Here is a 25,398-nt window from a genome sequence, read left to right as displayed (position 1 = left end):
GTCGCGATCTTTCAGATCGCGCCTTACGCTTTAAGTTGCTGTTTTTACGCATGTCGTTATCCCGAAACCGGTTCCCACTTTCGGGCGACATGCTTTAGCGAACGCGGTTCAGGCCTTGAGTTCGTGCAGCACCACCATCAGCGCACGGGCGGTCTGCCTGCCGGTGTTCCTGATCTCATGGGCGACATCGGCGCGATAGCGCGCGGTTTCGCCCGTCGCCAGCTTCTGCGACCCATGCTCCGTTTCGACCAGCAGGCCCTCGCTGTAGGCCGTGAGATGCTCGAACGTGCCGGGAGCATGGGGCGCGCTCTGCAGCATGCAGCCGGGCGCAATCTCCACCTCATACCATTCGACCTGACCGGCCAGCATGGGCGGGCTGAGAATCCGCAGCCGCCATGCGCCGTCGGGGCTCCTGATCTCAGGCGTCAGCGCCAGCGTCACCAGATCGATGCTGTCCGGCTTGCGCTGCTGCGACGTGCCGCCGGCCAGTAACTGTGAAAAATCGATGCCCAGCGCCTGCGTCAGCGACCACAGAACCGCAAAAGTGGGATTGGCTTCGCTGCGCTCGATCTGCGACAGCATCGAGCGCGAAACGCCCGAAAGCGCGGCCAGACGGTCGAGCGTCAGATGCCGCTTCTTGCGCTCCGCCTGAATGACGGGCCCGATCTTCGGCGCTTCGTTCACACTGTCCATTTCATCTTTTCCAAAGCAGCAGGCCGGAGGAGAGAGCAGTCGGCCGCCGGACTGCAAAATCGGAACCGTTCTTCCGCTCAATCCGTTGCCTGATCAAGATGCAAGGGGCCGCTTTTGCGCATCTGAAACACCGGATGGCCTCATTCATCGCACCGGATGCAGGCCGCATGGCAGCGCATCCGGCAGGTTGGCATAAACATTCCTCTGGATTTAACATCAGATCCACTATATTGGAAATTCCAATTTAACGGATGAGAAGCCCATGACACCGGATTTCCTTTCCCACATCGAAGGCGTGCTTGCCGGCATTGAGGCGGACGGGCTCTACAAGCGCGAGCGTCTGATCGCAGGCACGCAATCCGGCCGCATCCGCGTCAGGGGCCCCGGGGGCGAACGGCAGATGGTCAATCTGTGCGCCAACAACTATCTGGGCCTCGCCGACAATGCCGAGATCAAGGCAGCCGCCCGGCAGGCGCTCGATGATTACGGGTTCGGCATGGCCTCCGTGCGCTTCATATGCGGAACGCAGATGTTGCACCGCGAGCTTGAACACGCCGTCGCCGCCTATCTCGGCAAGGACGACGCCATTCTGTTCGCCGCCTGCTTCGATGCCAACGGCGCCCTGTTCGAGCCGCTGCTCGGTCCCGAGGACGCCATCATTTCCGACAGCCTGAACCACGCCTCCATCATCGACGGGGTGCGCCTGAGCAAGGCGAAGCGCTTCCGTTATGCGCCGGGCGACATGAACGATCTGGAGGCGCAGCTCAGGCAGGCGGATGCGGAAGGCGCCCGCTTCAGGCTCATCGTCACCGACGGCGTGTTCTCGATGGACGGCCACATCGCCCGCTTGCCGGAAATCTGCGATCTGGCCGAGCGCTTCGGCGCGATCGTGGCCGTGGACGATTGCCATGCCACCGGCCATCTGGGCGATCAGGGGCGCGGCACGCCCGCTCTGACGGGCGCAGGCGATCGTGTCGACATCGTCACCGGCACCTTCGGCAAAACGCTGGGCGGCGCCATGGGCGGCTTCATCGCCGCTTCGCAGCCGATCATCGATCTTCTGCGCCAGCAGGCGCGGCCCTATCTGTTTTCCAACAGCCTTGCACCGGCCGTCGCCGCAGGGTCGCTGAAGGCGATAGAAATCGCCCGCGAAGCCGACGACCTCCGCGCCCGCCTCGCTCGCCACACCGCGCGCTTCCGCCAAGGCCTTACCGAGGCCGGTTTCACGCTTCTTCCCGGCGAAACGCCGATCATTCCCGTCATGCTCGGCGATGCCGTGCTGGCGCAGCGCATGGCCGGCGCCCTCGATGAACGCGGCGTCTACGTCGCCGGCTTCTTCTATCCCGTCGTGCCGCAGGGCAGGGCGCGCATCCGCACCCAGATGTCGGCCGCGCTGACGGATGAGGACGTCACATTCGCCATCGACGCTTTCAAGGATGCCGGGCGCACGCTCGGCATCATCTGACCCGCAGGAGCAGCTCATGCGCGCACTGGTCAAAGCCAAGGCGGAACCCGGCATCTGGATGGAAGAGCGCCCGATACCGGAAATCGGCCCCGACGACGTTCTCATCAAGGTCAAGAAAACCGGCATCTGCGGCACCGACATCCACATCTACAACTGGGACGAGTGGGCAGCAAAAACCGTGCCCGTGCCCATGGTGACCGGCCATGAATATGCCGGCGAGATCGTCGAGGTCGGTTCCCACGTCCGCGACTTCACGATCGGCCAGCGGGTGTCCGGCGAGGGCCATGTCATCGGCATGCGCAGCCGCGCCAGCCGGGCCGGCCGCTATCATCTCGATCCCGAAACGCGCGGCATCGGCGTCAACCTGCCCGGCGCGTTCGCCGATTACGTGCGCGTGCCGGCCTTCAATGTCGTGCCGCTGCCCGACACCATAGACGATGAGCTCGGCGCCATTCTCGATCCGCTCGGCAACGCCGTGCATACGGCACTCTCCTTCGACGTGGCCGGCGAGGACGTGCTGATCACCGGCGCGGGACCGATCGGCATCATGGGCGCCGCCGTCGCGCGTCATTGCGGCGCGCGCCATGTCGTCATCACCGACGTCAATCCGGCACGGCTGGAACTCGCCAGCAAGGTCGCCGACGTGACACCCGTCAATGTGGCGAAGGAGGAACTGCGCGACGCCATGGCAAGGCTTGGCATGCGCGAGGGCTTTGACATCGGCTTCGAGATGAGCGGCGCGCCGGCCGCCTTCGAGCAGCTGATCGACCACACGCTGATGGGCGGGCGCATCGCACTGCTGGGCGTGCCGGCCAAACCGTTTTCGTTCGATCTCGGCAAGGTCGTGTTCAAGATGATCACGCTGAAGGGCATCTATGGGCGTGAAATGTTCGAGACCTGGCACAAGATGCTCGCCATGCTGGAAAGCGGTCTCGACGTGCGCAAGGTGATCACCAGCCGCATGAAGGCCGAAGACTATGAACGGGCCTTCGCCAATGCCGCCGCCGGAGAGGCCGGCAAGATCGTTCTGGAGTGGTGACAGGAGATCGGCACATCAAAAGGACGCCGCGTGACTCATGCCCGGCTCCCCTTTGGCGCATGACGATCAAAGGCTGCAGTTCAATGGCGTGAAAGTGCTGCCTGCACGTTGGAGCATTTCTGCTTTTCTCTGAATCGCAAAGATGCCCTGTCTCTTTGTTTTGGCCGCATTTATGCGACGCCAGATGTTTCCATCCGGCTGCAAGATGCTCTAACGGCTGACGGCATCGCCCTTGTCCGAAATGCCGATCTTCTTCAACACCCTGTCGACAGGCGCAAAATCGCCCCATGCTCCCGGCAGGACAAGGTCCCTGTTGTCGTATTTTTCCGTGCGGTAGAGCCAGACCTGCGTGAAATCCATCTCCTTGCGCTGTAGCCCGCCATTCACCGTCCAGCTTCCGGCATAGATTTTCGCCAGTTCCTCCAGCGTATCGCGGCCTGTATCCGGACGGGCGCGCGTCATGGCATCGACCCACTTGCCGGGATCCGTCGCGTAGTCACGGGCCGCCATGGTCAGCGCCTCAAGTACCGCATCAAGCTCATCGGCACGTTCGGCGATGACGCTCCGCGGCACCACATTCACCTTGGAAACGATAGGCGCCGCACTGAAATATGTATCAACATCGACCAGTATCTTCAGGTCCTTACGATCAGGCATGACCGTGAATACACCGATCGACATGGTCGTGGCATCGATCCGGCCCTGCGCCAGTGCCCGACCGCGCACATTCGGCTGGCCCAGCGGCACGAACTCGATCTTGTCCGGTTTGGCGCCGAGATACTGCAAAACCGTCCATGACAGCGTATGATCCAAACTGTTGGGACGGCCGACACCGAATTTCCGGCCGGCCATGGTTTCAAGGGTCAAATCCGCCCGACCGGCAATGATGTAGGGAATGGCCTTGTCGGTCGAACCAACCGCTTTCAGATCCGTGACGCCACCGGTGTAGAGCCCCAGCAGGCTGTCCACCGAGATGTTGGCCATCTCTCCGCCACCAGTGCGCAATGCGGTTACCGCCATCGGCGTCTGTTCAACCGGTATCAGTTCGACATCTACGCCTGCACGTTCGAAATAGCCTTCGCTTTGCGCCAGATGCAGCACCGAGTTCGGAACCAGCGGGGCCTCCTTGCTTGTGACGATGATGCGAAATGGTTCCGCCATTGCCACACCAGTCATGAGCACGCATGCCAGCGCGCAGGCAATCACAGTCTTCATTTCATTCTCTTTCACTGATGAGGCCTGCCCGGCGCGCGAAAAAGGTTTCGACATAGCGCAGCAGAGCCGTGGTAAAGATGCCGATCAGGGCAAGCGTGATGACGATCACGAAATAGCGCGGCATGTTGAAGGAGTTCCCATAACCGACCAGCAACCCGCCAAGCCCGGTCATTGCAGTGTAGATTTCAGCCACCACGCAGGCCGCCAGCGCATAGCCTGCACCGACGCGCATGCCGGCAACCATTTGGGGAAGGGCAAGAGGCCACACCACTGCGAGCAGTGCACGCAGCCGCGTGGCGCCAAGATCAAGCGCGGCCTCTTCATAATCGCCATCGATCTGCCTCAGCGCGGCGTGGCCATTGATTGCCACGGGCAGCACGGCGCCCAGAAACACGATCGTCACCTTGGCGGGCTGGTCCAGTCCCATGAGCGCCACGACCATTGGCATGAACGCGATGTTGGGCACCGAACCGAGCAGATCGAGCAGGGGATTCAGCGCGCGCCCGAGAAGAGGGGATAGCCCCATCACCAGCGTCAGCGAAAGCCCTGCCGCTACGGCACCAAGAAAGCCCCGAAAAAAAACCGAGAGCGTTTCGCCTATTCCCACAATATATTCGTTATGTCTGTCTGCCAGCATCCAGTAAAGAGCTTCGAAGGTCTCATAGGGAGATGCAAATGTTGCTGCAGGATATTTTTCCCCCAGCAGGAACCATACAATGCATGCGAGACAAAAAAGAAAAACGAGAAGAATTTTTGCTTTGTCGATGCTGGTCAAAAATTTTCTAGCGGCACCCAGTTCTTCAGAAAGAACGGCGGTAAAATGCGCCATCATGATAAACACCAGCCTTTCCCGGATGCCCGGACCATGTGGCTTTGCCGATTTGCGTCATGCGCATCGGCCTGCGTCGGTTTCCGATGACGCGTTGGCTTGAACGGTGCTCTAAGTCGGAATATAGCCCAATGCAAGTTTCGCATTTGCGCAAGGTTCTGTGCCTGCGCCAGTCGTGGACCTGGCGCTTATCAGACACCCAGCAGTTCCCATGTAAGGACGAAACTGACTGGACGACCGCTTGCCTTAAAGCGCATCAGCCCTCTCCAGTTCTGTGTAGACGGCCCCTCGCCGGGGCCGTGTGGACAATGCCAACCTCGCTTCCACGTGCGATCAAGGAGACTACACCGTGGCTTCCGATGCTAAACCTGAGACGACGGGCCGATGGGCCCATATCATACTGGGGGTGCTGTTTGCCCTTTCCGGCCTCTACTTCGCTGTTGGAGGAGGCATTCTCATCGCGCGCGGCGGTAGCTGGTACTATCTGATCTGCGGACTTGCGATTCTTGCGCTGGCCTGGGGCCTGTTCCGTAACAAGCTCTATGTCGGACCGCTCTACGCCATTATTTTCGTGGCCACGCTCGCATGGTCCTTCTGGGAAGCGGGGCTCGATTTCTGGCCGCTCTTTACCCGCCTTTTCATCTTCCTCGTGGCTGGTGCACTTCTGGCCTTCGCAATCCCGTCGCTGCGCCGCAATGCAGGTGCCGAAGGCAAAACCGGGCTCCACGCAGCGATTGGCGGCGTGCTTGCGGCAGCTGCCATTGTCATGTTCGCCGGCACGTACAAGGATCGCGGAATCTACAACGCGCCAGCCCCGACAGCAGCTGCGGCTGTAACGCCTGAAACCGAGCACAGGAACTGGGACAACTACGGCGGCAATGCCGAAGGTGAGCGTTTCGTCGCGCTCGACCAGATCAACCGCGACAATGTGCAGAATCTCGAAGTGGCCTGGACCTATCGCCATGGCGACATTCCCGAGAGCCCCAACGGTCTTGGCCGCGAAGATCTCAACACACCGCTTCAGATCGGCAATACCGTTTTCTTCTGCACGCCCAAGAACAACGTGGTCGCACTGGATGCGACCACGGGCGAGGAAAAGTGGAAGACCATCATCGATTCCAAGCTTGGCAACTGGGCACGCTGCCGTGGCATTGCCTATTATGACGGCACCGGCGCCGAGCCAAACCGGGCGCAGGCGGGTGTGGAGAAGCGTTTCGGTTATGTCGCAAACACCGATCCGGGTGTCTGCCCGCGTCGCATCCTCACCAATACGGTCGATACGGAACTGATCGCCATCAATGCCGACACGGGCGAGTTCTGCTCCGATTTCGGCACCAACGGTCGCGTCAACCTGTATGACGGCATGGGCGAAGGTCCCGGCGACTACAAACAGACATCGGCGCCTACACTCGCCGGTGATGTCATTGTCGTCGGCGGCTTCGTCTCCGACAACGTTTCAACGGAAGTGCCCTCGGGCGTCATCCGCGCCTTCGATGTCAAAACGGGTGAACTGCGCTGGGCCTGGGATTCCGGCAACCCGGCAGTTACCGGCGCGCCAACACCCGACATGCCCTACACACGCGGTTCTCCCAATGTGTGGGCGCCAATGTCCTACGATCCGCAGACGGATACCGTCTTCCTGCCGATGGGCAACAACTCGCCCGACCTGTGGGGCGGCAACCGCGACGAGAACCGCGAGCGCTATTCCGCATCGATCGTGGCGCTCAATGCTTCCAACGGCCGCCCTGTCTGGCATTACCAGACCGTGCATAACGACCTGTGGGATTTCGACATTCCCATGCAGCCGACCCTGACCACCTTCCCCAAGGACGGTCAGGACGTGCCTGCCGTCATCTTCGGCACCAAGCAGGGCATGTTCTTTGTCCTCGATCGCAAGACAGGCCAGCCACTGACCGAGGTGGAGGAACGCCCTGTTCCCGCAGGCAACCTCAAGGGTGAGAAGTATTCTCCCACCCAGCCCTTCTCGGTCGGCATGCCACAAATCGGCAATGAACTGTTCACTGAAGCGGATATGTGGGGCGCAACACCCTTCGATCAGCTTCTGTGCCGGATCGACTTCAAGGGCATGACCAATTACGGCCTGTTCGTTCCGCCCGGGCTTGAAAAACAGCTGTTGCTTCCGGGCTCGCTGGGCGGATTCAACTGGGGTGGTATCTCGGTCGATCCGACGGGTCACACCATCTTCGTCAACGACCTGCGTCTGGGCCTGCGCCTCCAGCTCGGGGAGCGCACGTCGGAGGACGAGGTGCTGCCGGCCGGCACCAGCCTGCCAATGGCGGGAACACCTTACTATGTGAAAGAAAAGACCCGCTTCTATTCACCGCTCGGCATTCCGTGCCAGGAACCGCCCTTCGGTACGATGACGGCAATCGATCTCAAGACACAGAAGATCGCCTGGAGCGTACCCGCAGGCACGGTGAAGGATGCCTCGGTTCTCGGCTTCAAGCTGGGGCTGGGCATTCCCGTCGGGCTTCCCACCATTGGCGGTTCGATGGTCACGCAGGGCGGCGTTCTGTTCTTTGCCTCGACGCTCGATTACTATCTTCGCGCCTATGACAGCTCGACCGGCAAGGAACTGTGGAAAGGCCGGCTTCCGGTCGGTTCGCAGGCAACCCCGATCAGCTACAAGTCACCGACGACCGGTGAGCAGTTTGTCCTGATCAGCGCCGGCGGAGCCCGCAACTCCGACGACCGCGGCGACTATGTCATCGCCTACAAGCTCAGGAAGTAAGGCTGCAAGACCCTCGTCCAAACAGAAAACCCGCCGGCAATCCGGCGGGTTTTTATTGTCCGGCATCGGCTTCATGCACAGGGCAATCCTCGCCAACAGGCACTCAGGCGCTGCGCTGGAAGCCCTCGCTGGCGACAAGCAGGTTGCGGGTATAGTCCTGGCTCACATTGCGGCTGACGAGATCGGCGGAGGCCAGAAGCTCCACCTCGCGTCCATTCTGCATCACCATCAGCCGGTCGCACATATGGGTAACGACGGCGAGGTCATGGCTGACCATGATAAATGTGAGCTTGCGTGCGGCGCGCACCTCTTCCAGAAGGTTCAGCACCTCAGCCTGCACCGAGGCATCGAGCGCCGAGGTCGGCTCATCGAGCAGCAGGATCGACGGTTCGAGGATCAGGGCGCGCGCGATCGCCACGCGCTGGCGCTGGCCGCCGGAAAGCTGGTGCGAATAGCGGAAGCGGAAGCCGGAGCCCAGCCCCACTTCTTCCAGCGCCCGCACGATGCGGCGCTCGGTATCGGCGAAGCCATGGATCGCCAGCGGCTCCAGCAACAGCCGGTCCACCGTCTGGCGCGGATGCAGGGAACCATAAGGATCCTGAAACACCATCTGCACCTGACGGTAGAATTCCTTGCTGCGCCTGCCGTCGAGCGTCTTGCCGTTGACCTGAATAGTGCCGCCGCTGATGGGAGAAAGGCCCGCCACGGCGCGCAACAGCGTCGACTTGCCGGAGCCGGATTCCCCGACCAGTCCAAAGGATTCGCCGGGCGCCACCGTCAGGCTCACCTCCTTCAGCGCCACGAAATCCTCGAAGGTGACGCTCAGCCGTTCGATTTGGAGAGCAGGCGCCGTCATAGCGCCCACTCCGGCCGGCGGTCGAGAACGGGCAGGGGATGGCGGTCATTGTCGATGCGCGGCATGCAGTTGAGCAGGCCCTGTGTGTAGGGGTGCTTCGCCTGCGCCAGTTGTCCGGCGGCAAGCTCTTCCACGATGCGCCCCGCATACATGACGAGCACGCGGTCGCAGAAGGAGGACACCAGCCTCAGATCATGCGAGATGAAGATCAGCCCCATGCCGCGATCGGCCACCAGCCTATTGAGAATACCCAGCACTTCGAGCTGCACCGTGACATCGAGCGCCGAAGTCGGCTCGTCGGCGATCAGCAGTTCGGGACCGGCCACCAGCATCATGGCGATCATGGCGCGCTGACCCATGCCGCCCGACACCTCATGCGGATAGAGATCGAAGACGCGCTCGGGATCGCGGATCTGCACGGCAGCCAGCATGTCGAGCGCCCGCTTGCGCGCCGCCGCCCGCCCGATCCGCTCATGCGTCTTGAGCGTCTCGACGATCTGGCGGCCGATGGTCATCACCGGGTTCAGCGAATATTTCGGGTCCTGCAGGATCATGGCAATGCGGTTGCCGCGCAGCGCCCGCCGTTCAGCTTTCGGGATATTGATGAGATCGATGCCACTGAATTGCAGCTTCTTCGCACTGATCTGGCCGTGTTCCGCCGTCAGCCCCATGACGGCGCGCCCGGTCTGCGACTTACCGGAACCGGATTCGCCCACGATGCCCAGCCGTTCGCGGCCGAGCGTGAACGATACCCCTCGCACCGCCTCCACCACGCCCGTGCGGGTGGGGAAGGAAACGCGCAGATCATCGACTTCAAGAAGCGCGCTCATTGGCCGCTTCCTTTTGGATCGAGCGCATCGCGCAATCCGTCGCCCAGCAGGTTGAAGCCGAGGCTGACGATCAGGATGGCGAAGCCCGGCATGGCGGCCACCCACCACTGATCGAGGATGAAACGGCGGCCGGACGCAATCATCGCGCCCCACTCGGGCAGCGGCGGCTGCGCGCCGAGGCCGAGGAAACCGAGCCCGGCAGCGGTGAGGATGATGCCCGCCATGTCGAGCGTCACGCGCACGATCAGCGAGGAGATGCAAAGCGGCATGATGTGACGCAGCACGATGCGCCATGGCGAGGCGCCCATCAGCCGCACCGCCGAGATGTAGTCGGAATTGCGCACCGTCAGCGTTTCCGCCCGTGCGATACGGGCATAGGGCGGCCATGAGGTGATGGCGATGGCGATGATGGCGTTGCCGATGCCCGGGCCGAGCGCAGCGACGAAGGCCAGCGCCAGAACCAGCTTCGGGAAGGCGAGGAAGATGTCGGTGATGCGCATCAGAACCGCATCCACCCAGCCACCCGCATAGCCGGCGACCGTGCCGACCAAAAGGCCGATGGGTGCTGCTATGATCGCCACCAGCAGCACCACCTGCAGGGTCAGGCGCGAACCGTAGATCAGGCGCGAGAGAATGTCGCGCCCCTGATCGTCGGTGCCGAGCCAGTGTTCCGGCCCCGGCGGCAACAGGCGCTTGCCGGCAAGATCGCCGACATAGGGCGAGTGGGGCGCCAGTGCGGGGGCAAAGATCGCCACCAGAACCAGCGCCAGAATGATCAGCATGCCGAGCACTGCAAGCTTGTTGGCCGTAAAACGCCGCCATGTCACATAGGCGCGACCGAGCCTTGCCTGCAGGCGTGACTGCGGCCTGTCGGTGAGCAGCCACTGGCGGCGGGTCATCGTCGTTTCGCTCATCCTCGTCAGCTCCTCGTGCGGGGATCGAGCATGCGGTAGAGCACGTCGGACAGAAGGTTGATGGCGATGAACACCGAGCCGATGACGATGGTGCCGCCAAGCACGGCGTTCATGTCGGCGTTCTGAAGCGAATTGGTGATGTAGAGGCCAAGTCCCGGCCACGCAAAGACCGTCTCGGTCAGCACCGATCCCTCAAGCAGGCCGGCATAGGAAAGCGCGATTACCGTCACCAGCGGCACCGCCGCATTCCGCAGCGCATGACCCCAGATGATGCGCGTTTCCGACAGGCCCTTGGCGCGCGCGGCGACGATATATTCCTGTTGCAGCTCGTTCAGCATGAAGGAGCGCGTCATGCGGCTGATATAGGCCATGGAGAAATAGCCGAGCAACGAAGCCGGCAGGATCAGGTGGGAAACGATATCGCGGAAAGCGGCCCAGTCGCGATTGATGATTGCGTCAATCAGGAAGAAGCCCGTGACCGGCGTGAACGTATATTCAAACACCACATCCATGCGGCCGGGACCGGACGTCCAGCCCAGCTTTGCATAGAACACCAGCAATGCCAGCAGCCCGAGCCAGAAGATCGGCACGGAATAGCCGATCAGGCCGACGATGCGAACAAGCTGGTCGGCAAGGCTGCCGCGCCTGACGGCCGCCAGCACGCCCAGCGGAATGCCGAAGGCGGCCCCGATGATGGTGCCGACCGTGGCCAGCTCCATAGTTGCCGGAAAGACGCGGCGTATGTCGGTCATCACCGGATTGGTGGTCAGCACCGAGGTGCCGAAATCGCCATGCAGTACGCCTTTCACGTAGAGGATGAACTGCTGGTAATAGGGCAGGTTGAGGCCCATTTCCTGCCGCACGCGCTCGATCACATGCGCCGGCGCTCGATCGCCCACGATGGCGAGGACCGGATCGATCGGCACCACGCGGCCGATGAAGAAGGTCACCGCCAGCAGGCCGAGATAGGTGGTCAGAACGATCACCAGAAAACTGGCGATCGCCCTGAATATGGCCCAGGCGCGCCGGTTGGCGCGCCTTGCCGGCACTGGTGTGTCAGCTGTGCTCACCCGATCGGTCCTGCCGGATCAGTCCTTGCTGACCGGGGCGAGCGGGTTGGAATCGAAGCTCGGCCCGAGCCTGTAGCCCTTCACGTTGTTGCGTACGCCCGCGACCTCGATCTGCTGGTAGATCATGACGAACGGGCTCGAATCCAGCGCCTCCTGCTGCAGCTTCTGATAGAGTTCGGCGCGCTTGTCATTGTCGCGCTCCAGAAGGGCGGCCTTGACCTGCTCGGTCAGCTCGGGAATGTCCCACGCATTGCGCCACGCAAGCGACTTCACCGCTGCATCGTCGCTGTTGTCGGGATTCGAGGTGAAGGCATCGGCATTGGTGTTCGGATCCCAGTAATCCATGCCCCACTGACCGATATAGAGATCATGGTTGCGGGCACGGTACTTGGTCAGCGTCTGCTTGCCGTCACCGGGAATGATCTCGATCTTCACGCCCGCCTGCGCCGCCGTCTGCTGGAAGGATTCGGCAATGCCGGTCACAGGCTGCGTGTTGCGCACGTCGAAGGTGACGGAGAGCCCGTCCTTCAGACCCGCTTTCTCCAGCAGCTCCTTCGCCTTGGCGACGTCGAGCTTGTAGGGATTGGAATCGAGTGCGCCGAGCACACCCTTGACCTGATAGGTCTGGTGGATCTCGCCGATGCCCTTGATCAGTGTGGCGCCGATAGCGTCGTAGTCGACGAGGTACTTGAACGCCTCGCGCACTTCCGGCTTGGCCAGCGCCTCGTTCTTCTGATTGAGGCTGATGTAGTAGACGGTGCCCTTCGGCGCGTCCGTCGTGGTCAGATCGGCGTTTTTCTGAACAGCGTCATAATCGCCGGGCTCAAGGTTGCGGGCGACATCCACGTCGCCGGCTTCAAGCATGAGCCGCTGCGTCGCGCTTTCCTTGACATGGCGGTAGATGACGCGGTTCAGCGCCGGCTTCTCGCCATAGTAATTGTCGTTGCGCTCCAGGACGACGATCTCGTTGGCGCGCCAGTCGCGGATCTTGAAGGGACCGGAACCGGCATAATTGGTCTTCAGCCAGCCATAGCCGAAATCGGTGTCGTATTTGTAATCGTCGCTCGGCGTCTTTGCCTCGGCGTGCTCCATCACCAGCTTCTTGTCGAGCACTGCTCCCACCGTCGCGGTCAGGCAGTTGAGCACGAAGCTCGGTGCGTATGGCTTGTCGACGGTGAAGACAAAAGTGGTGTCGTCGACTGCCTTGGCAGTTTCACTGACATTGTCAGCCGTCAGACCGAACTGGGTCAGGATAAAGGCCGGGCTCTTGTCCAGCTTCACCACGCGCTCGAACGACCATGCCACATCCTCGGCGGTGATCGGATTGCCGGAGGCGAACTTGATGCCCGGCTTCAGCTTGAAGGTGTAGGTGAGGCCGTCGTCGGAAATTTCCCAGCTCTCGGCGATGCCGGGCTTCACCTTGGTGGTGTCGTCGATATCGAGACGCACCAGCATGTCATAGGTGTTGCCGATGAATTCGGCCGGGCTCAGCTCGAAAGATTCGGCCGGATCGAGCGTGATGGTGTCATCGAACGCCCATGCCTGAACCAGCGTATCGGCGGGTGTAGCCGCGAACGCAGGAACGGCACCGCCGGAAACGAGCAGCAGCGAGAGAGCCGCGCCTGCAAGCAGCGGGCGGAAGCGCATATTCAATCTTGCCATGGCCATATGATTTTCCCCTTCATGACACGCTTTTGCTTCAAAAGCCGCTACAGAATGACATCAGCCAGAATGTATCGGACACGATTTGCGAAATTCAATCATGTTATCACTGGTAAAGACAATACCCCACGACAGCCGTTTCTGTTGACCAAGGGGGAGAAGAACAAAAACAGGCAGTCGATATCTGTTCTTCCAGCATCAGGACGAGTGCTGAACTTCGACGAAGGTCTATCTTGCCTGTTTCAGAAAGAGGGAAATCTGCCCCGTAAGCCATGCACGAAACGCCTGCACACCGGGCTCGGCAGCCTTGTCGTAAGGCGAGACGAAGTAATAGGCGCTGGCGCTTTCGACCGGAAGATCAAGCGCCTTGACGAGCTGACCGCCCGAAAGCTCGCTGGCGATGAGAAAGGCCGGCATCAGCGCCACGCCGAGCCCGGCCCGGCAGGCCTGCGAGACATTCATGAACTGCTCGAACCGCATGCCTTCGCGGTAATCGTCGGCTATGCCAAAATGTAAAAACCACAATTTCCACGCATGCGGCCGCGACGCCATTTCCAGAAGCGGCACCTGCAACAGGCTGGCCGGGTCTCTGATCTGGTTGCGCTTCAGGAAGTCGGGACTGCAGACCGGAACGACTTCTTCCTTCAGCAGAAGCTGGCAATCGCATCCCGGCCAGTCGCCCGTGCCCACATGAATGGCGGCGTCCAACTGTTCCTTGTCGAAATCGAAGCGGCCGATGCGGGTGGAGAAGCTGAGCGTCATTTCCGGATGGCTTTTGACGTAATCCGGAATCCGCGGCAGCAGCCACCTTGTGCCGAATGTGGGCGGGATCGCCAGTCTGAGCGCGCTGGACGGCGTGTGAGCCATCACCTCCAGCGAGAGCACACGCAGGCGCTCGATGATTTCGGCAACGCCCTTTGCGTAGCGCTCACCACCAGGGGTCAGCGACACGCCCTTGTTGTTGCGGACGAAAAGCACCGCGCCAAGCTGGCTTTCCAGCGCACTGATCTGGCGGCTGATGGCGCCTGGCGTCAGGTTCAGCGCCTCGGCGGCGGCCGAAAAACTGCCCAGCCTCGCCACCGCATCGAACGCCGTCAGCGAAGAGGTCGAGGGTATGAGGCGGCGCTGCAGATTGCTCATCTGCTTTGCATAAAAGACAAAGCAAGGTGAGTAAATATGGCTTGCATCCTTGTCCGCGCAAAGCGAATGTCTTCGCCACAATCGAATCCATGCAAAAATCGGGAGTTCATATGAGCAAGTCGGCCTTCGTCTGGGACGATCCGTTTCTTCTTGAAGATCAGCTGACGGAAGAGGAGCGTCTGGTGCGCGACGGGGCGGCGGCCTTCGCCGCCGACAAGCTCGCCCCGCGCATCGAGGCAGCCTATATGGACGAAACCACCGATCCCGCGATCTTCCGCGAGATGGGCGAGGCGGGCCTGCTTGGCGTCACCGTGCCGGAGGAATATGGCGGGCTAGGCGCCAACTATGTCACCTACGGCCTGATCGCACGTGAGGTCGAGCGCATCGATTCCGGCTATCGCTCGATGATGAGCGTGCAGTCGTCGCTGGTCATGTTCCCGATCGACGCATACGGCTCCGAAGAGCAGCGCAAAAAATACCTGCCGAAGCTGGCTTCAGGCGAATGGATCGGCTGCTTCGGCCTGACTGAGCCCGATGCCGGTTCCGATCCGGGCGGCATGAAGACACGCGCTGAGAAGATCGACGGCGGCTGGCGCATTTCCGGTTCCAAGATGTGGATCTCGAACGCGCCGATCGCCGATGTGTTCGTGGTGTGGGCCAAGGTGAAGGGCGACGACAGCAAGGACGTCATCCGCGGCTTCGTGCTGGACAAGGGACTGAAGGGCCTTTCGGCACCGAAGATCGGCGGCAAGCTTTCGCTGCGCGCCTCGATCACCGGCGAGATCGTCATGGAAGGCGTGGAAGTCGGCGACGACGCGCTGCTGCCCAACGTCTCCGGCCTGAAGGGTCCGTTTGGCTGCCTCAACCGGGCGCGCTACGGCATCTCCTGGGGCGTGATGGGTGCGGCGGAAGATTGCTGGCACCGGGCGCGCCAGTACGGGCTCGACCGCAAGCAGTTCGGCAAGCCGCTGGCCGGCATGCAGCTCTATCAGAAGAAGCTCGCCGACATGCAGACCGAGATCGCGCTCGGCCTTCAGGCTTCGCTGCGGGTCGGCCGGCTGATGGACGAGCACCGCTTCACGCCGGAGATGATCTCCATCGTCAAGCGCAACAATTGCGGCAAGGCGCTCGACATCGCCCGCCTTGCCCGCGACATGCATGGCGGCAACGGCATCCAGATCGGCTACCACGTGATGCGCCACGCGCAGAACCTTGAGACGGTCAACACCTATGAGGGCGCACATGACGTTCACGCCCTCATCCTTGGACGCGCGCAGACCGGCCTTCAGGCCTTCTTCTGATCTGAATAAAAGACCGGCGACGCATTCGGAGTTTCACTCCCGAATGCGTCGCCGGTGTTTTTTTAGATCAGCTCATGCTGTGCAGATGACGACGGATGCAAACTCCGCGGCCGTCACCCGCTATATTCCAAAGCCAAGTCAAACCGTCAGATAGCCGCCGTCGACATTGATTTCCGCGCCGGTGGTGTAGCTGGCAGCAGGAGAGGCCAGATAGAGGATCGCGCCGACGATCTCTTCCGGCTGCGCCACCCGGTTCATCGGAATATGCTGAAGGGCCATCTTGAGTATGGCCGGGTTCTGAACGAGAGCGGCGGCGAACTTCGTATCGGTCGCGCCCGGCAGTATGGCGTTGACCCGCACGCCCTGCGGCGCGCACTCCTTGGCGAAAGCCTTGGTCATCGACAAAACCGCGGCCTTGGTGATGGAATAGATTCCCTGCATGGCGGCGGGAATGGCCCCATTGACCGAGGCGACGTTGATGATCGACCCGCCGCCATTCTTCGCCATCAGCTTCGCACCCAGAGCGCACATGAAGAAATAGCCGCGGATATTGACGTCCACGGTCTTCTGGAAGGCTCCCAAATCGGTGTCGACGATCGGCCCGAAATAGGGATTGGTCGCGGCGTTGTTGACGAGGATGTCGAGGCGGCCATGCTCTTGTTCGATCGCCTCGAAGGCTGCCGTGATGTCGTCCATCTCACCGATATGGCAGGCGAGGGCGCTTGCCTTGCCACCATTCGCCCGGATCGCTTCGGCCACTTCCTCGCAGGCCCCTTCCTTGCGGCTTGAAAGGATGACATGCGCGCCATGCGCCGCAAGGATGCCGGCAGCGGCAGCACCGATGCCGCGGCTGGCGCCCGTTACCAGCGCGATCTTTCCGTCGAGATCGAATGTGTTGTTCTGTGCCATGCCAGTCCTCCCTGCTTGCGCTCAGCGATAGGTGATAAGGGAAGCGTCGTTGACCGCTTCCAGATGTGAAATGACATTGAAGGCAGACGCGGTCAGACGTCCGCGGCGGCTTTCCATTGTGGTAATGCTCGCATTGCGAATGGCCCAGTAGATGTCGAGAACCTTGCTGTCTGGTATGGCGAGTGCAGACTGGAGGGCCGAGCCGATCGGTCCGCCGGAGGTGAACACGATCACCGAACCATCCGCGTCACAACGGTTTGCGATCCGGGTCAAAACATCGGCGCACCGCGCATTGAAAGCCTGCCAGCTTTCCTTGTAGAGGCCCGTCTGTTCGTCATTGATCCATGCCGTCACGGCATCCGCGAACAGTCTCTGGAAAACCCTGTGCGCGTCCACCCTGCCGGCCAGCAGATTTGCCAGTTCCTCCGGATCTGCGAGATTGGGCGCATAACGGGTGAGCACGTCATGATGATCGAACTCATTGAGCGCCGCATCCTCCTGCAATGGCAGGCTGGCGAGCCCCCATGCCTCCAGACAGGCACGCGCCGTTTCGCGGTGACGCTCAAGGGTGCCGCAGACCACCGTACCCGGTGGCTGCCCATACCGCGCCCACCATTGGCCCAGAAGCTGCGACTGGCGAACCCCGACAGGAGAGAGCCGGTCGTAATTCTTCGACCCGAAGCTCGCCTGTCCGTGCCGCACGAGGATGACGCGGCCAGCGTTCATCCGACAGGCCCGTCAGCCGCCAAAGCCGCGAGGCAGCGCTTTTCCAGATAGCGGGCAACCTTGCCGAATCCGGCGAACTGCTCGTTCTTCGTCTGTCCCTGCGCATAGCGATAATAGATCTGCTGGACGATCACAGCGAGCCGAAACAGGCCATAGACGAGATAGAAGCGCATGTCCTGCGCGCGAAGTCCCGTGCGTTCGCTGTAATAGGCGATAACCTCGGCACGTGTCAGCATGCCCGGCAGATGCGTTGGCTGGCGGCGCAGCGCCAGAAAGGTGGGATCGTCATCCGCCTGCACCCAGTAGGCAAGGCTGTTGCCGAGATCCATCAGCGGATCGCCAAGCGTCGCCATCTCCCAGTCCAGAACGCCGATGACTTTCGAGGGCTCATGCTGATCGAGCACGACATTGTCGAAGCGGAAATCATTGTGCACGACCCGGATCGCCGTCTCGCCCGCCGGCATGTTGGCGGCCAGCCACTGCATCACCGTTTCAAAATCCGCTGAATCCGGCGTACGCACCTTGCGATAGCGATCGCTCCAGCCCTCGATCTGGCGTCGTACATAACCTTCGCCGCGTCCGAGGCTTTCCAACCCGGAAGCTGACGGATCGATGCTGTGCAACTCGATCAGGCGATCCACCACCGAAAGGCACAGGCGGCGCGTCTCATCCGGGGAAAGCGACAGGCCAGCCGGCAGGTCCTGCCGGGGAATGATGCCGCAGATGCGCTCCATCACGAAGAAATCGCAGCCCATCACCTCATGATCGTCACAGATCGCCAGCACTTCCGGCACATAAGGGTAGACCGGGCGCAGCGCCTGCATGACGCGCGCCTCGCGCAGCATGTCATGCGCGCTCCTAGCCTTGTGCCCGAAAGGGGGGCGGCGCAGGATCAGGTCGCGCTCAGGATAGCTCAGCAGATAGGTCAGGTTGGACGCCCCACCGGCAAACTGCCTGACCAGCGGTTCGCCACTCAGCCCGGCACCAGCCGCAGTGCCTTTGAGAAAGGCATCGATGCGGGCGACGTCCAGTTCCTCGCCTTCACGCACGCGCCCCGCCTTGTCGAGCAGCGCATCGCTGGTTTTTTGTGAAGCATCGCTCATCGTCACCGCCCCTTGCCGATCTCGATGCCGGCAGCAGCTGCCTGTGCCTTAAGTTCGAGCTTGGCGATAAGGGCGCGATGCACCTCGTCGGGTCCATCGGCAATGCGCAGCGCACGGGCATAGGCGAACAACCCGGTCAGGCCGTAGTCGTCGCACACGCCGGCCGCTCCATGGATCTGGATCGCGGCATCAACCACGGACTGCGCCACGGCAGGGGCCACGACCTTGATCTGCGAAATCTCGCTCATCGCACCTTTTACGCCCACCGTATCCATGAGCCAGGCGGCCTTGAGGGTGAGCAGGCGGGCCTGTTCGATGGCGATGCGGGCGTTGGCGATGACATCGACATTGCCGCCCAGAGACGACAACGGCTTGCCGAAGGCGGTGCGTGTCAGCGCCCGCCTGCACAGCAGCTCAAGCGCATGTTCGGCAGCCCCGATGGCGCGCATGCAATGGTGGATGCGCCCCGGCCCAAGCCGGCCCTGCGCGATCTCGAACCCCTTGCCGGGGCCGGCGATGACGTTTTCCAGCGGCACCTCGACATCGGTGAAGCTGACTTCGCCGTGGCCATATGGCTCGTCGAGCGTACCGAAAACCGGCAGCATGCGGCCGATCTCCACGCCTTGCGTGTCAACCGGCACCAGAACCATCGAGTGCCGCGCATGGCGCGGCGCTTCCGGATCGGTCAGGCCCATGAAGATCAGAATGCGGCAGTCCGGATGGCCAATGCCGGTGCTCCACCATTTGCGGCCGTTGAGCACGATGCGGTCGCCCTTCACGATCGCGGTCGCCTCCATGTTGGTGGCGTCGGAAGAGGCGACGTCCGGCTCCGTCATGCAGAAGGCGGAACGGATCGAACCATCGAGAAGCGGCTTCAGCCAGCGCTCCTTCTGCATCGGCGACCCGTATTTGGCCAGCACCTCCATATTGCCGGTATCGGGCGCATTACAGTTGAAAATCTCCGGCGCGAACGGGACGCGGCCGGTGATTTCAGCCAGCGGCGCATATTCGGCATTGGAAAGGCCCGGCCCATATTCGGGTTCCGGCATGAAAAGGTTCCACAGACCCTCTGCCTTCGCCCGATCCTTCAGATCCTGCATGACCGGCGGAACGTTCCAAGGCTGCGCGCCGGTCGTCAGGGTGCGATAATATTCGCCCTCGGACGGCAGCACATGCTTGTCCATGAACGCTGTCAGGCGCTCGATATAGCCTTTCGCCTTGTCGGAAAAACCAAAATCCATGACGCGCTCACCCTCCACGATCCGCTCGGCCAGAACCAGCCTTGCAAACTGTGCGTCAACGTGAGCCAATAAATCAAATGATTGTTCTTTATCCGCTTTCATGAATATGGTGCATATGAGCCGCCTCGATCTCAACCTGTTCGTCATCCTCGAAGCCATCTATTCCGAGGGCAGCATCACCAGGGCCGCAGCGCGTCTGAACCTCACCCAGCCGGCGATCAGCCATGCCCTGCGCCGGCTTCGGCTGACCTTCGATGACCCGCTTTTCATCAGGCAGGGCAACACAATGGTGCCGACGGCGCTGACCCAATCCGTCATCGCGCCCATCCGCCAGTCCGTACGGACGCTGAGCGGAAGCGTGCAGGCGGCTCGCTCCTTCGATCCGGGGGCAACGCAGCGCACCTTCACCATCGGTTGCCGCGACGTTCTGGAGGCGCACCTGTTGCAACCGCTGATGCGCAGGATCGCCAGCGAAGCGCCGGGTGTCAGCATTTCCTCGGTGCGGGTGGATCGCAGCGATCTGGAGACGAGCCTTGCCAAGGGGGAACTGGATCTGGCGGTCGAGATGCTGGCGCGCGTTTCCGACAGGGTCCATCGCACCGCCATCATCCATGACAGTCTGGTCGTGGTGGGCCGCAAGGATCATCCCGTTCTGGCGGATGAACCCGATCTGCCCGCCTATCTCGGGCAGGAGCACATCTTGGTGTCGTCGCGGCGTCGGGGCATGAGCCTTGAGGATGTCGAGCTCGCCCGCATCGGTCACCAGCGCCGGATAGCCCTGCGCTGCCAGCAATATTTCGCGGCTTCGATGCTGGTCGCCGAAACGGACCTGTTGCTGACCATGCCAGAGCGCTATGCGCGGATCGTCAATCGCGGCCTGCCAACCCGCATCGTGCCGTTTCCGGTCGCGGTCCCGCCTGTCGCGGTCTATCTGTACTGGCATGAGAATGCCGATCCCGACCCCGCGAACCGCTGGCTGCGAAACCTGATCTCCGAAATCGCGGCAGGCCCAGAGGCAGGCTTCGACTGAGACCCTGTCCACAAGCATTGTCCGGCTATGGGGAGCCCCGAACCGCCTGCCGGCCTGCAAAACAATCAGTCCATGTTTCGCGACGTCTCTGCTGCACGTTCGAAGTGGATCATGAGCCGGACTTTCAGCTCGCCACCGATCCCCACCTTGTCGATTGCCCGCTCCATGCAGCGCAGCCACAGGTCGCGCATGTCCGGGCCGATCGGCACATGCTCGTGAATTTCCTTCAGGCGCGAATGCCCGTGCTTCTGCACATAGCGACTCGGCCCTCCGAAGAAGCCGGAAAGATAATTGAACTGCTCTTCGCGGGAGTGGGACACCCCGTGTCCCCTCAGATGCAAAAGGTGCAGTTCCCGGGCGTCCTCATCCTGCTCGATGATGTCGTAGAAGGTTTCCACGAGGGCCCGCACACCCTCTTCCTCGCCAAGCTCCCTGTAGAGCGTGTGCAGTTTCGCTGTCGCGTCGTGCATCGATGCAACTCCTTTCGGCGCTGCAGGCGAGACATCAGGCATCAATCCGGCACAGACCATGTGCCGGAATGCGTTGCGATCCCGCCAGCGGTGTTCCGCTCGCCCTAGCCGTCAGTCGGGACCGAAACCCGGAGAGGTCGGCTGCCCGTCGTCATATTTCGACAGCCATTCCACGGTCGTCGGGCGATAGCGCACGAGACCTTTGTATTCAGCCAGCTCGTCAGGCAGGTCGCGCAGCACGCGGTGGAAACGGCGCGCCCATTTCGGCGAGCTGACCAGCTCCTCCATCTTGATGAGATAGCAGCGGATCGGGAACAGGAGCGCATTGGAGCGTGGCAGGCGGAAGAACATCTGCACCTCGACGCGCAGATGGACCTTGTGCCCGACATTGTCCGGGGTAACGGTGGTGCGATCGGTGCCCCATTTGTGATAGTTCTCCGGGCTGGTATCGAGCCGCGGATTGATGGTCATCGTCCAGTTGAAGCGGCGCGCGGGCTGGCCCTGCTGGATGGCCATCAGGAATTTCAGCGCCCGGTTGAAGACGCCCATTTCATGCGCAAGCGGAACCGGCGCATGCCATTCGAAGAAATTCATGCCGATGTCGAAATCGAGCGACCAGTCGGCCTGCGTCGTCACCATGCCGGCATCCATCCACAGATTGCCGTCACGCTGGTCGAGCACGGCAAAGTCACCCTGGCTCTGCCGCGTTATGTATTCCAGCGGACCGTAGGGCAGGGTGGATGTATCGCCGAAGGTGAAGCGGTCATCGATGCCGAGGGGCCGGTTGATCCAGTGCCACTTGTCGCCATCCCGGGTCAGCGAGAAGAGATCGGGATAGCTCTTTGCCTTCTCGGTCATGAGAAGTTCGAGCGTGTCCCATCCGGCGAGGGTCATGTAGGGCAGGGACTGACAGCGCAGCGGATCTTCCGCCAGCACCATGGCACGGTCCCGCATCTCGGAAATATAGTGTTCGTCGACATCGAAGAGATGCTCGAACACCGTGTTTTTCGGGCCCGGCACATGCGGCTCGATATTGACCGAATACATGTAACCGTCCTCGTGGAAGGGGAACGGAAAACGCCTGATCTGTTCAGGGCTGTTCTTGAAAGAAAAATCGTTGCGAAAGGTTTCCTGTCTGAAGTTAATACCCATGGTCTCCTCCTGCGGGTATGTCGCCTACCGTTCGAGAACGAGCGACCTGCCTTCGAAACGTGACACGCACGGCATGATCTTGCAGCCCGAGCGGCGGTCTTCCTCGCTCAGCCAGTGATCGTTGTGCAGGAACTTGCCGTCATGCGAAATCACATTGGTCTCGCACTGGCCGCAGACACCGCCCCGGCACAGATAAGGTGGATCGATGCCGGCAGCCTCGATCGCTTCCAGCAGGCTTTCGTGCTCCCCGACACGAATGTCGATGCCGCTGAGCGCCAGCGTGACATCGAACGGCTTGCCGGGCTGCGGTGCAGCGAAATGCTCGTAATGCACCGTCTCCATGGGCCATCCCAGCCCCGCTGCCGTGGCTCGCACCCAGTCGATCATCCCTTCCGGTCCGCACACATAAAGATGCGTGCCCAGCGGCTGGGTGGCCAGAACCCGCTCCAGCTCGAAGGTTTCCTGCAGATCGCTGCGGTAGAGGTTCACCTTCCGGTCATAGCGTTGGCGCAGGAAATCGGCGTAGCTGCCGACCCCGTCGTTGCGGAAGCAATAGTGCAGCTCGAAATTCCCGCCTTCGGCCGCAAGCTGTGCCGTCTGCGCCAGAAACGGCGTGATGCCGATGCCGCCGGCGATCATGAGATGCTTGCGCGCCCGCAGGTCAAGCGAGAACAGGTTGACAGGGCTGCTGATGACCATGCGCTGGCCGGCTTCGACCCGGCTGTGCATGAACAGCGAGCCCCCGCGTCCGGCATCATCGCGCCGCACGCTGATCGTATAGTCGCGTGTGTCGAGCGGCGAACTCATCAGCGAGTAGGGGTTGAGCCGGGTACGCTCCTCGTCCCGCATTTCGACGACGATATGGGCTCCCCCGGAAAATGTCGGCAGAATGCCGCCATCAGTCCGCCGGAAATGGAAGCGCTTCACCAGTTCGTTGACGGTGACGATATCCGTCACCACGGCTTCTATCCTGTTGGCACCTGCTTTCAACGGAACACCTCCTCTGCCGGTGGGATCTCGCTCGGGTCCTCCGCATTGATGCACACGCCCTGAAAGGCGGCGAGGCGTCGTGAATAGTGATCGCGCACGAGCAGGAGCAGGTCACAGTGAGAACATCTGACCGGCTGGGTGGTCACGTTCTCGGTGATGCCCTTGCAATGAACGCATTGCACGCGGCGCGCCATGGAGCCGCGCAACTCCGTCTGGATCGAGCTGTGCTCGATCCCGGCCTCGGCTGCAATCCGGCTGACCTGCCCGATCAGGCTTTCAGTCCCGGTCAGGTAGAGCCTGAGGCCCATATGGGCATTTTCTAAGATGTGCCGAAGGCGCTGCGTGGCCGCCGCGACAGACGGCCCGCGATAGAGACGGCCCGGAACCAGTGCCTCCAGGCCGGCCACATATTTGTCTCCGGCGGCGCCGGGTATGTACATGATTTCGGCGGAGGCGAAAAAATCCGGGCTCGCCTGCTTCGCCATGTCGAGGATTGCGGACGCACCTTCGGAGTCCGCAATGAAGAGATGATGTGTTCCGGCCTGCGCTGAAAGTTTTCCGTAGACCGGGCGACTGAGAAGAGTCATGACCGGTACGCTGTCCAACGTCCTATCCCTTCGCGGTCCGCTTCAGCTTCTTCGGATCATCGAACGGCAGGGGCTGAGCCTGCGCCTTCACTGTGCCGGAAGCATTGTGAACCTCAAGATCGGTCCCGGCAACGGCGCAGTCCACATCGAGGCGCGCGATCGCCATGGATTTCTTCACCAGCGGCGAATACATGGCGCAGGTGACAACGCCGACCTTCTTGCCGTTGCGGTAGATTCCCGCCCCTTCGTCCGCAGCCTTGTCGCTGGCGACCTCAAGCCCGAAGATCTTGAAACGCTCCTTGCCCTTCAGCCGGTAGTGCTCCTCCGCACCGCGGAAGCCGGTCTTGCCGGGGCTGACGGTGAAGTCGAGGCCAAGCTCCCACAGCGTATCGCCGGGGCCTTCGTTCTCGAACGGATATTTCTGCGAATTGTCGTAGGGATAGAAGAGCAGGTAGCTTTCCACGCGCAGCATGTCGAGCGTGGTGAAGCGGCAGGGGATGATCCCCATTTCCTTGCCTTCCTCCACGATGCGGTCCCAGATCGCCGGAGCATCCTGCCCGCGACAGAAGATTTCATAACCACGTTCACCGGTATAGCCGGTGCGCGAGATCATGACCGGGAAGCCGAACAGCTGTGTCTGCGTATGATGGAAGTAATTGAGGTCGCGGATGCCCGGAACGTGCTTCGCCAGATAGTCGACCGCGACAGGCCCCTGCAATGAAAGATTGTGCAGATTGTCGTCGAAGCGCACGGACACGTCACGACCGATGGAGGCGCGCGTCAACTCCTCATGGCCCGTTCCCGCGCCATGCACCACCATCCAGGAATTCGGCGCCAGACGGTAGATCACGCAATCGTCGGTGAACTTGCCGGCATCGTTGAGCATGCAGGCATAGACGGATCGGCCTGGCTGGATTTTCTCGACGTTTCGCGTAGTTGCGAGGTCGATCACATGAGCGGCGTGGGCACCGGTGATGTGTACCTTCTTGAGGCCGGAAACGTCCATGATGCCGGCTTTGGTGCGGATTGCCGTATACTCGGCATCAGGGTCGCCATCATAACTCCAGGCGGTGCCCATGCCGCTCCAGTCCTCAAGCTGCGAGCCGAGAGCCCGGTGCCGGTCGGCCACAGTAGAAAAGCGCCAAGATGCCGTCATTCGATTCCTCCACATTCTGATGCCGTTGCGGGTTTTCCCAACTGTCCGGCAGTCCCTCGGCAGCGGTCTCCGCCGCTTCCGAGCATTGAACCACATTGCTCTGACGATGCAATACTCTTATGCAATTTATTTTACTGGCAGGCGAATCCTCCGTGCCGTTTCCTGCTTGCCTGCTCTCAGCTTAGCCCTTCGATATCGCCATTTTCGTTGAGATAGATGTTCTCGGATGATGGCTTGGAGGGGAGGCCGGGCATGGTCATGATCTCGC

The 25,398-nt window shown here is 61.5% G+C and carries 23 protein-coding genes; 5 read left to right on the top strand and 18 right to left on the bottom strand.

Features of this window, described 5'->3' with window-relative positions; genetic code table 11:
- Positions 1 to 108 precede the first annotated feature (108 nt).
- The gene (locus HNR59_RS20075) at positions 109 to 693 is read right to left on the bottom strand and encodes a helix-turn-helix domain-containing protein (RefSeq protein WP_183833021.1); all 585 of its coding nucleotides are present in this window, start codon (positions 691 to 693) and stop codon (positions 109 to 111) included.
- Between the two features lie 262 nt (positions 694 to 955).
- Here HNR59_RS20075 and HNR59_RS20070 point away from each other — a divergent pair, with 262 nt between their 5' ends.
- Both HNR59_RS20070 and tdh read left to right on the top strand, forming a co-directional pair.
- Positions 956 to 2,158, top strand: a complete 1,203-nt coding sequence (locus HNR59_RS20070; RefSeq protein WP_183833019.1) for a glycine C-acetyltransferase — start codon at positions 956 to 958, stop codon at positions 2,156 to 2,158.
- A 16-nt stretch (positions 2,159 to 2,174) separates the two neighbouring features.
- The gene (gene tdh / locus HNR59_RS20065; protein WP_183833017.1) at positions 2,175 to 3,197 is read left to right on the top strand and encodes an L-threonine 3-dehydrogenase; all 1,023 of its coding nucleotides are present in this window, start codon (positions 2,175 to 2,177) and stop codon (positions 3,195 to 3,197) included.
- A gap of 210 nt (positions 3,198 to 3,407) precedes the next feature.
- On the opposite strand, the gene HNR59_RS20060 is transcribed toward tdh, so the two are convergent.
- Positions 3,408 to 4,412 carry an ABC transporter substrate-binding protein gene (locus HNR59_RS20060; RefSeq protein ID WP_210307483.1) on the bottom strand — a complete coding sequence of 335 codons (1,005 nt, stop codon included), beginning with the start codon at positions 4,410 to 4,412 and terminating at the stop codon, positions 3,408 to 3,410.
- 1 nt (position 4,413) lies between these two features.
- The gene (locus HNR59_RS20055; RefSeq protein ID WP_183833015.1) at positions 4,414 to 5,244 is read right to left on the bottom strand and encodes an ABC transporter permease; all 831 of its coding nucleotides are present in this window, start codon (positions 5,242 to 5,244) and stop codon (positions 4,414 to 4,416) included.
- A 346-nt stretch (positions 5,245 to 5,590) separates the two neighbouring features.
- Here HNR59_RS20055 and HNR59_RS20050 point away from each other — a divergent pair, with 346 nt between their 5' ends.
- Complete coding sequence (locus HNR59_RS20050; protein ID WP_183833013.1) at positions 5,591 to 7,993, top strand: membrane-bound PQQ-dependent dehydrogenase, glucose/quinate/shikimate family; 2,403 nt, start codon at positions 5,591 to 5,593, stop codon at positions 7,991 to 7,993.
- A 103-nt stretch (positions 7,994 to 8,096) separates the two neighbouring features.
- Here the strand turns inward: HNR59_RS20050 and HNR59_RS20045 are convergent, their stop codons facing one another.
- From HNR59_RS20045 to HNR59_RS20020, 6 genes are all read right to left on the bottom strand, one after another.
- A complete protein-coding gene (locus HNR59_RS20045) occupies positions 8,097 to 8,849 on the bottom strand; it encodes an ABC transporter ATP-binding protein (protein ID WP_183833011.1) in 753 nt (250 codons plus the stop codon).
- Complete coding sequence (locus HNR59_RS20040) at positions 8,846 to 9,679, bottom strand: ABC transporter ATP-binding protein (protein ID WP_183833009.1); 834 nt, start codon at positions 9,677 to 9,679, stop codon at positions 8,846 to 8,848. Before HNR59_RS20040 ends, HNR59_RS20045 begins: the two co-directional genes overlap by 4 nt.
- Entirely contained in the window at positions 9,676 to 10,593 is a 918-nt protein-coding gene (gene nikC / locus HNR59_RS20035) for a nickel transporter permease (protein WP_425291416.1), read from the bottom strand. The genes HNR59_RS20040 and nikC overlap by 4 nt, the downstream gene beginning before the upstream one ends.
- A gap of 5 nt (positions 10,594 to 10,598) precedes the next feature.
- Positions 10,599 to 11,663, bottom strand: a complete 1,065-nt coding sequence (locus tag HNR59_RS20030; protein WP_343060877.1) for an ABC transporter permease — start codon at positions 11,661 to 11,663, stop codon at positions 10,599 to 10,601.
- An 18-nt stretch (positions 11,664 to 11,681) separates the two neighbouring features.
- The gene (locus HNR59_RS20025; RefSeq protein ID WP_425488687.1) at positions 11,682 to 13,325 is read right to left on the bottom strand and encodes an ABC transporter substrate-binding protein; all 1,644 of its coding nucleotides are present in this window, start codon (positions 13,323 to 13,325) and stop codon (positions 11,682 to 11,684) included.
- Positions 13,326 to 13,553: 228 nt separating this feature from the next.
- Positions 13,554 to 14,465, bottom strand: coding sequence for a LysR family transcriptional regulator (locus tag HNR59_RS20020; protein WP_183833005.1), 912 nt, complete (start codon positions 14,463 to 14,465; stop codon positions 13,554 to 13,556).
- Positions 14,466 to 14,575: 110 nt separating this feature from the next.
- On the opposite strand from HNR59_RS20020, the gene HNR59_RS20015 reads away from it, so the two are divergent.
- Complete coding sequence (locus tag HNR59_RS20015; protein WP_183833003.1) at positions 14,576 to 15,766, top strand: acyl-CoA dehydrogenase; 1,191 nt, start codon at positions 14,576 to 14,578, stop codon at positions 15,764 to 15,766.
- Positions 15,767 to 15,904: 138 nt separating this feature from the next.
- Here HNR59_RS20015 and HNR59_RS20010 read toward each other — a convergent pair whose 3' ends face one another.
- The 4 genes from HNR59_RS20010 to HNR59_RS19995 are packed head-to-tail and all read right to left on the bottom strand — an operon-like array spanning position 15,905 to position 19,745.
- A complete protein-coding gene (locus HNR59_RS20010) occupies positions 15,905 to 16,675 on the bottom strand; it encodes an SDR family oxidoreductase (RefSeq protein WP_183833001.1) in 771 nt (256 codons plus the stop codon).
- Between the two features lie 21 nt (positions 16,676 to 16,696).
- Positions 16,697 to 17,401, bottom strand: coding sequence for a histidine phosphatase family protein (locus HNR59_RS20005; RefSeq protein ID WP_183832999.1), 705 nt, complete (start codon positions 17,399 to 17,401; stop codon positions 16,697 to 16,699).
- On the bottom strand, positions 17,398 to 18,504 hold the full coding sequence (locus tag HNR59_RS20000) for a phosphotransferase family protein (RefSeq protein ID WP_183832997.1): 1,107 nt from the start codon (positions 18,502 to 18,504) through the stop codon (positions 17,398 to 17,400). The genes HNR59_RS20005 and HNR59_RS20000 overlap by 4 nt, the downstream gene beginning before the upstream one ends.
- 2 nt (positions 18,505 to 18,506) lie before the next feature.
- Positions 18,507 to 19,745, bottom strand: coding sequence for an acyl-CoA dehydrogenase family protein (locus tag HNR59_RS19995; RefSeq protein WP_183833069.1), 1,239 nt, complete (start codon positions 19,743 to 19,745; stop codon positions 18,507 to 18,509).
- Positions 19,746 to 19,860: 115 nt separating this feature from the next.
- Between HNR59_RS19995 and HNR59_RS19990 the strand changes: the two genes are divergently transcribed.
- Complete coding sequence (locus tag HNR59_RS19990; protein ID WP_210307480.1) at positions 19,861 to 20,775, top strand: LysR family transcriptional regulator; 915 nt, start codon at positions 19,861 to 19,863, stop codon at positions 20,773 to 20,775.
- A 65-nt stretch (positions 20,776 to 20,840) separates the two neighbouring features.
- Here HNR59_RS19990 and HNR59_RS19985 read toward each other — a convergent pair whose 3' ends face one another.
- The 5 genes from HNR59_RS19985 to HNR59_RS19965 form a co-directional block, all read right to left on the bottom strand.
- Positions 20,841 to 21,245 (bottom strand): group II truncated hemoglobin, encoded by a 405-nt coding sequence (locus HNR59_RS19985; RefSeq protein WP_183832995.1) that lies wholly within the window; start codon positions 21,243 to 21,245, stop codon positions 20,841 to 20,843.
- Positions 21,246 to 21,356: 111 nt separating this feature from the next.
- Entirely contained in the window at positions 21,357 to 22,397 is a 1,041-nt protein-coding gene (locus HNR59_RS19980; RefSeq protein ID WP_183832993.1) for a heme-dependent oxidative N-demethylase family protein, read from the bottom strand.
- 24 nt (positions 22,398 to 22,421) lie between these two features.
- On the bottom strand, positions 22,422 to 23,387 hold the full coding sequence (locus HNR59_RS19975; RefSeq protein ID WP_183832991.1) for a PDR/VanB family oxidoreductase: 966 nt from the start codon (positions 23,385 to 23,387) through the stop codon (positions 22,422 to 22,424).
- Positions 23,384 to 23,974 (bottom strand): dimethylamine monooxygenase subunit DmmA family protein, encoded by a 591-nt coding sequence (locus HNR59_RS19970; RefSeq protein ID WP_183832989.1) that lies wholly within the window; start codon positions 23,972 to 23,974, stop codon positions 23,384 to 23,386. Before HNR59_RS19970 ends, HNR59_RS19975 begins: the two co-directional genes overlap by 4 nt.
- 22 nt (positions 23,975 to 23,996) lie before the next feature.
- On the bottom strand, positions 23,997 to 25,130 hold the full coding sequence (locus HNR59_RS19965; RefSeq protein ID WP_183832987.1) for an aminomethyl transferase family protein: 1,134 nt from the start codon (positions 25,128 to 25,130) through the stop codon (positions 23,997 to 23,999).
- Positions 25,131 to 25,398 lie beyond the last annotated feature (268 nt).

Origin of the sequence: Aquamicrobium lusatiense (genome assembly GCF_014201615.1) — a bacterium.
Classification (GTDB): domain Bacteria; phylum Pseudomonadota; class Alphaproteobacteria; order Rhizobiales; family Rhizobiaceae; genus Mesorhizobium; species Mesorhizobium lusatiense.
Note: the sequence above shows the minus strand (reverse complement) of the source record. Positions and strands in the feature narration are given on the sequence as shown.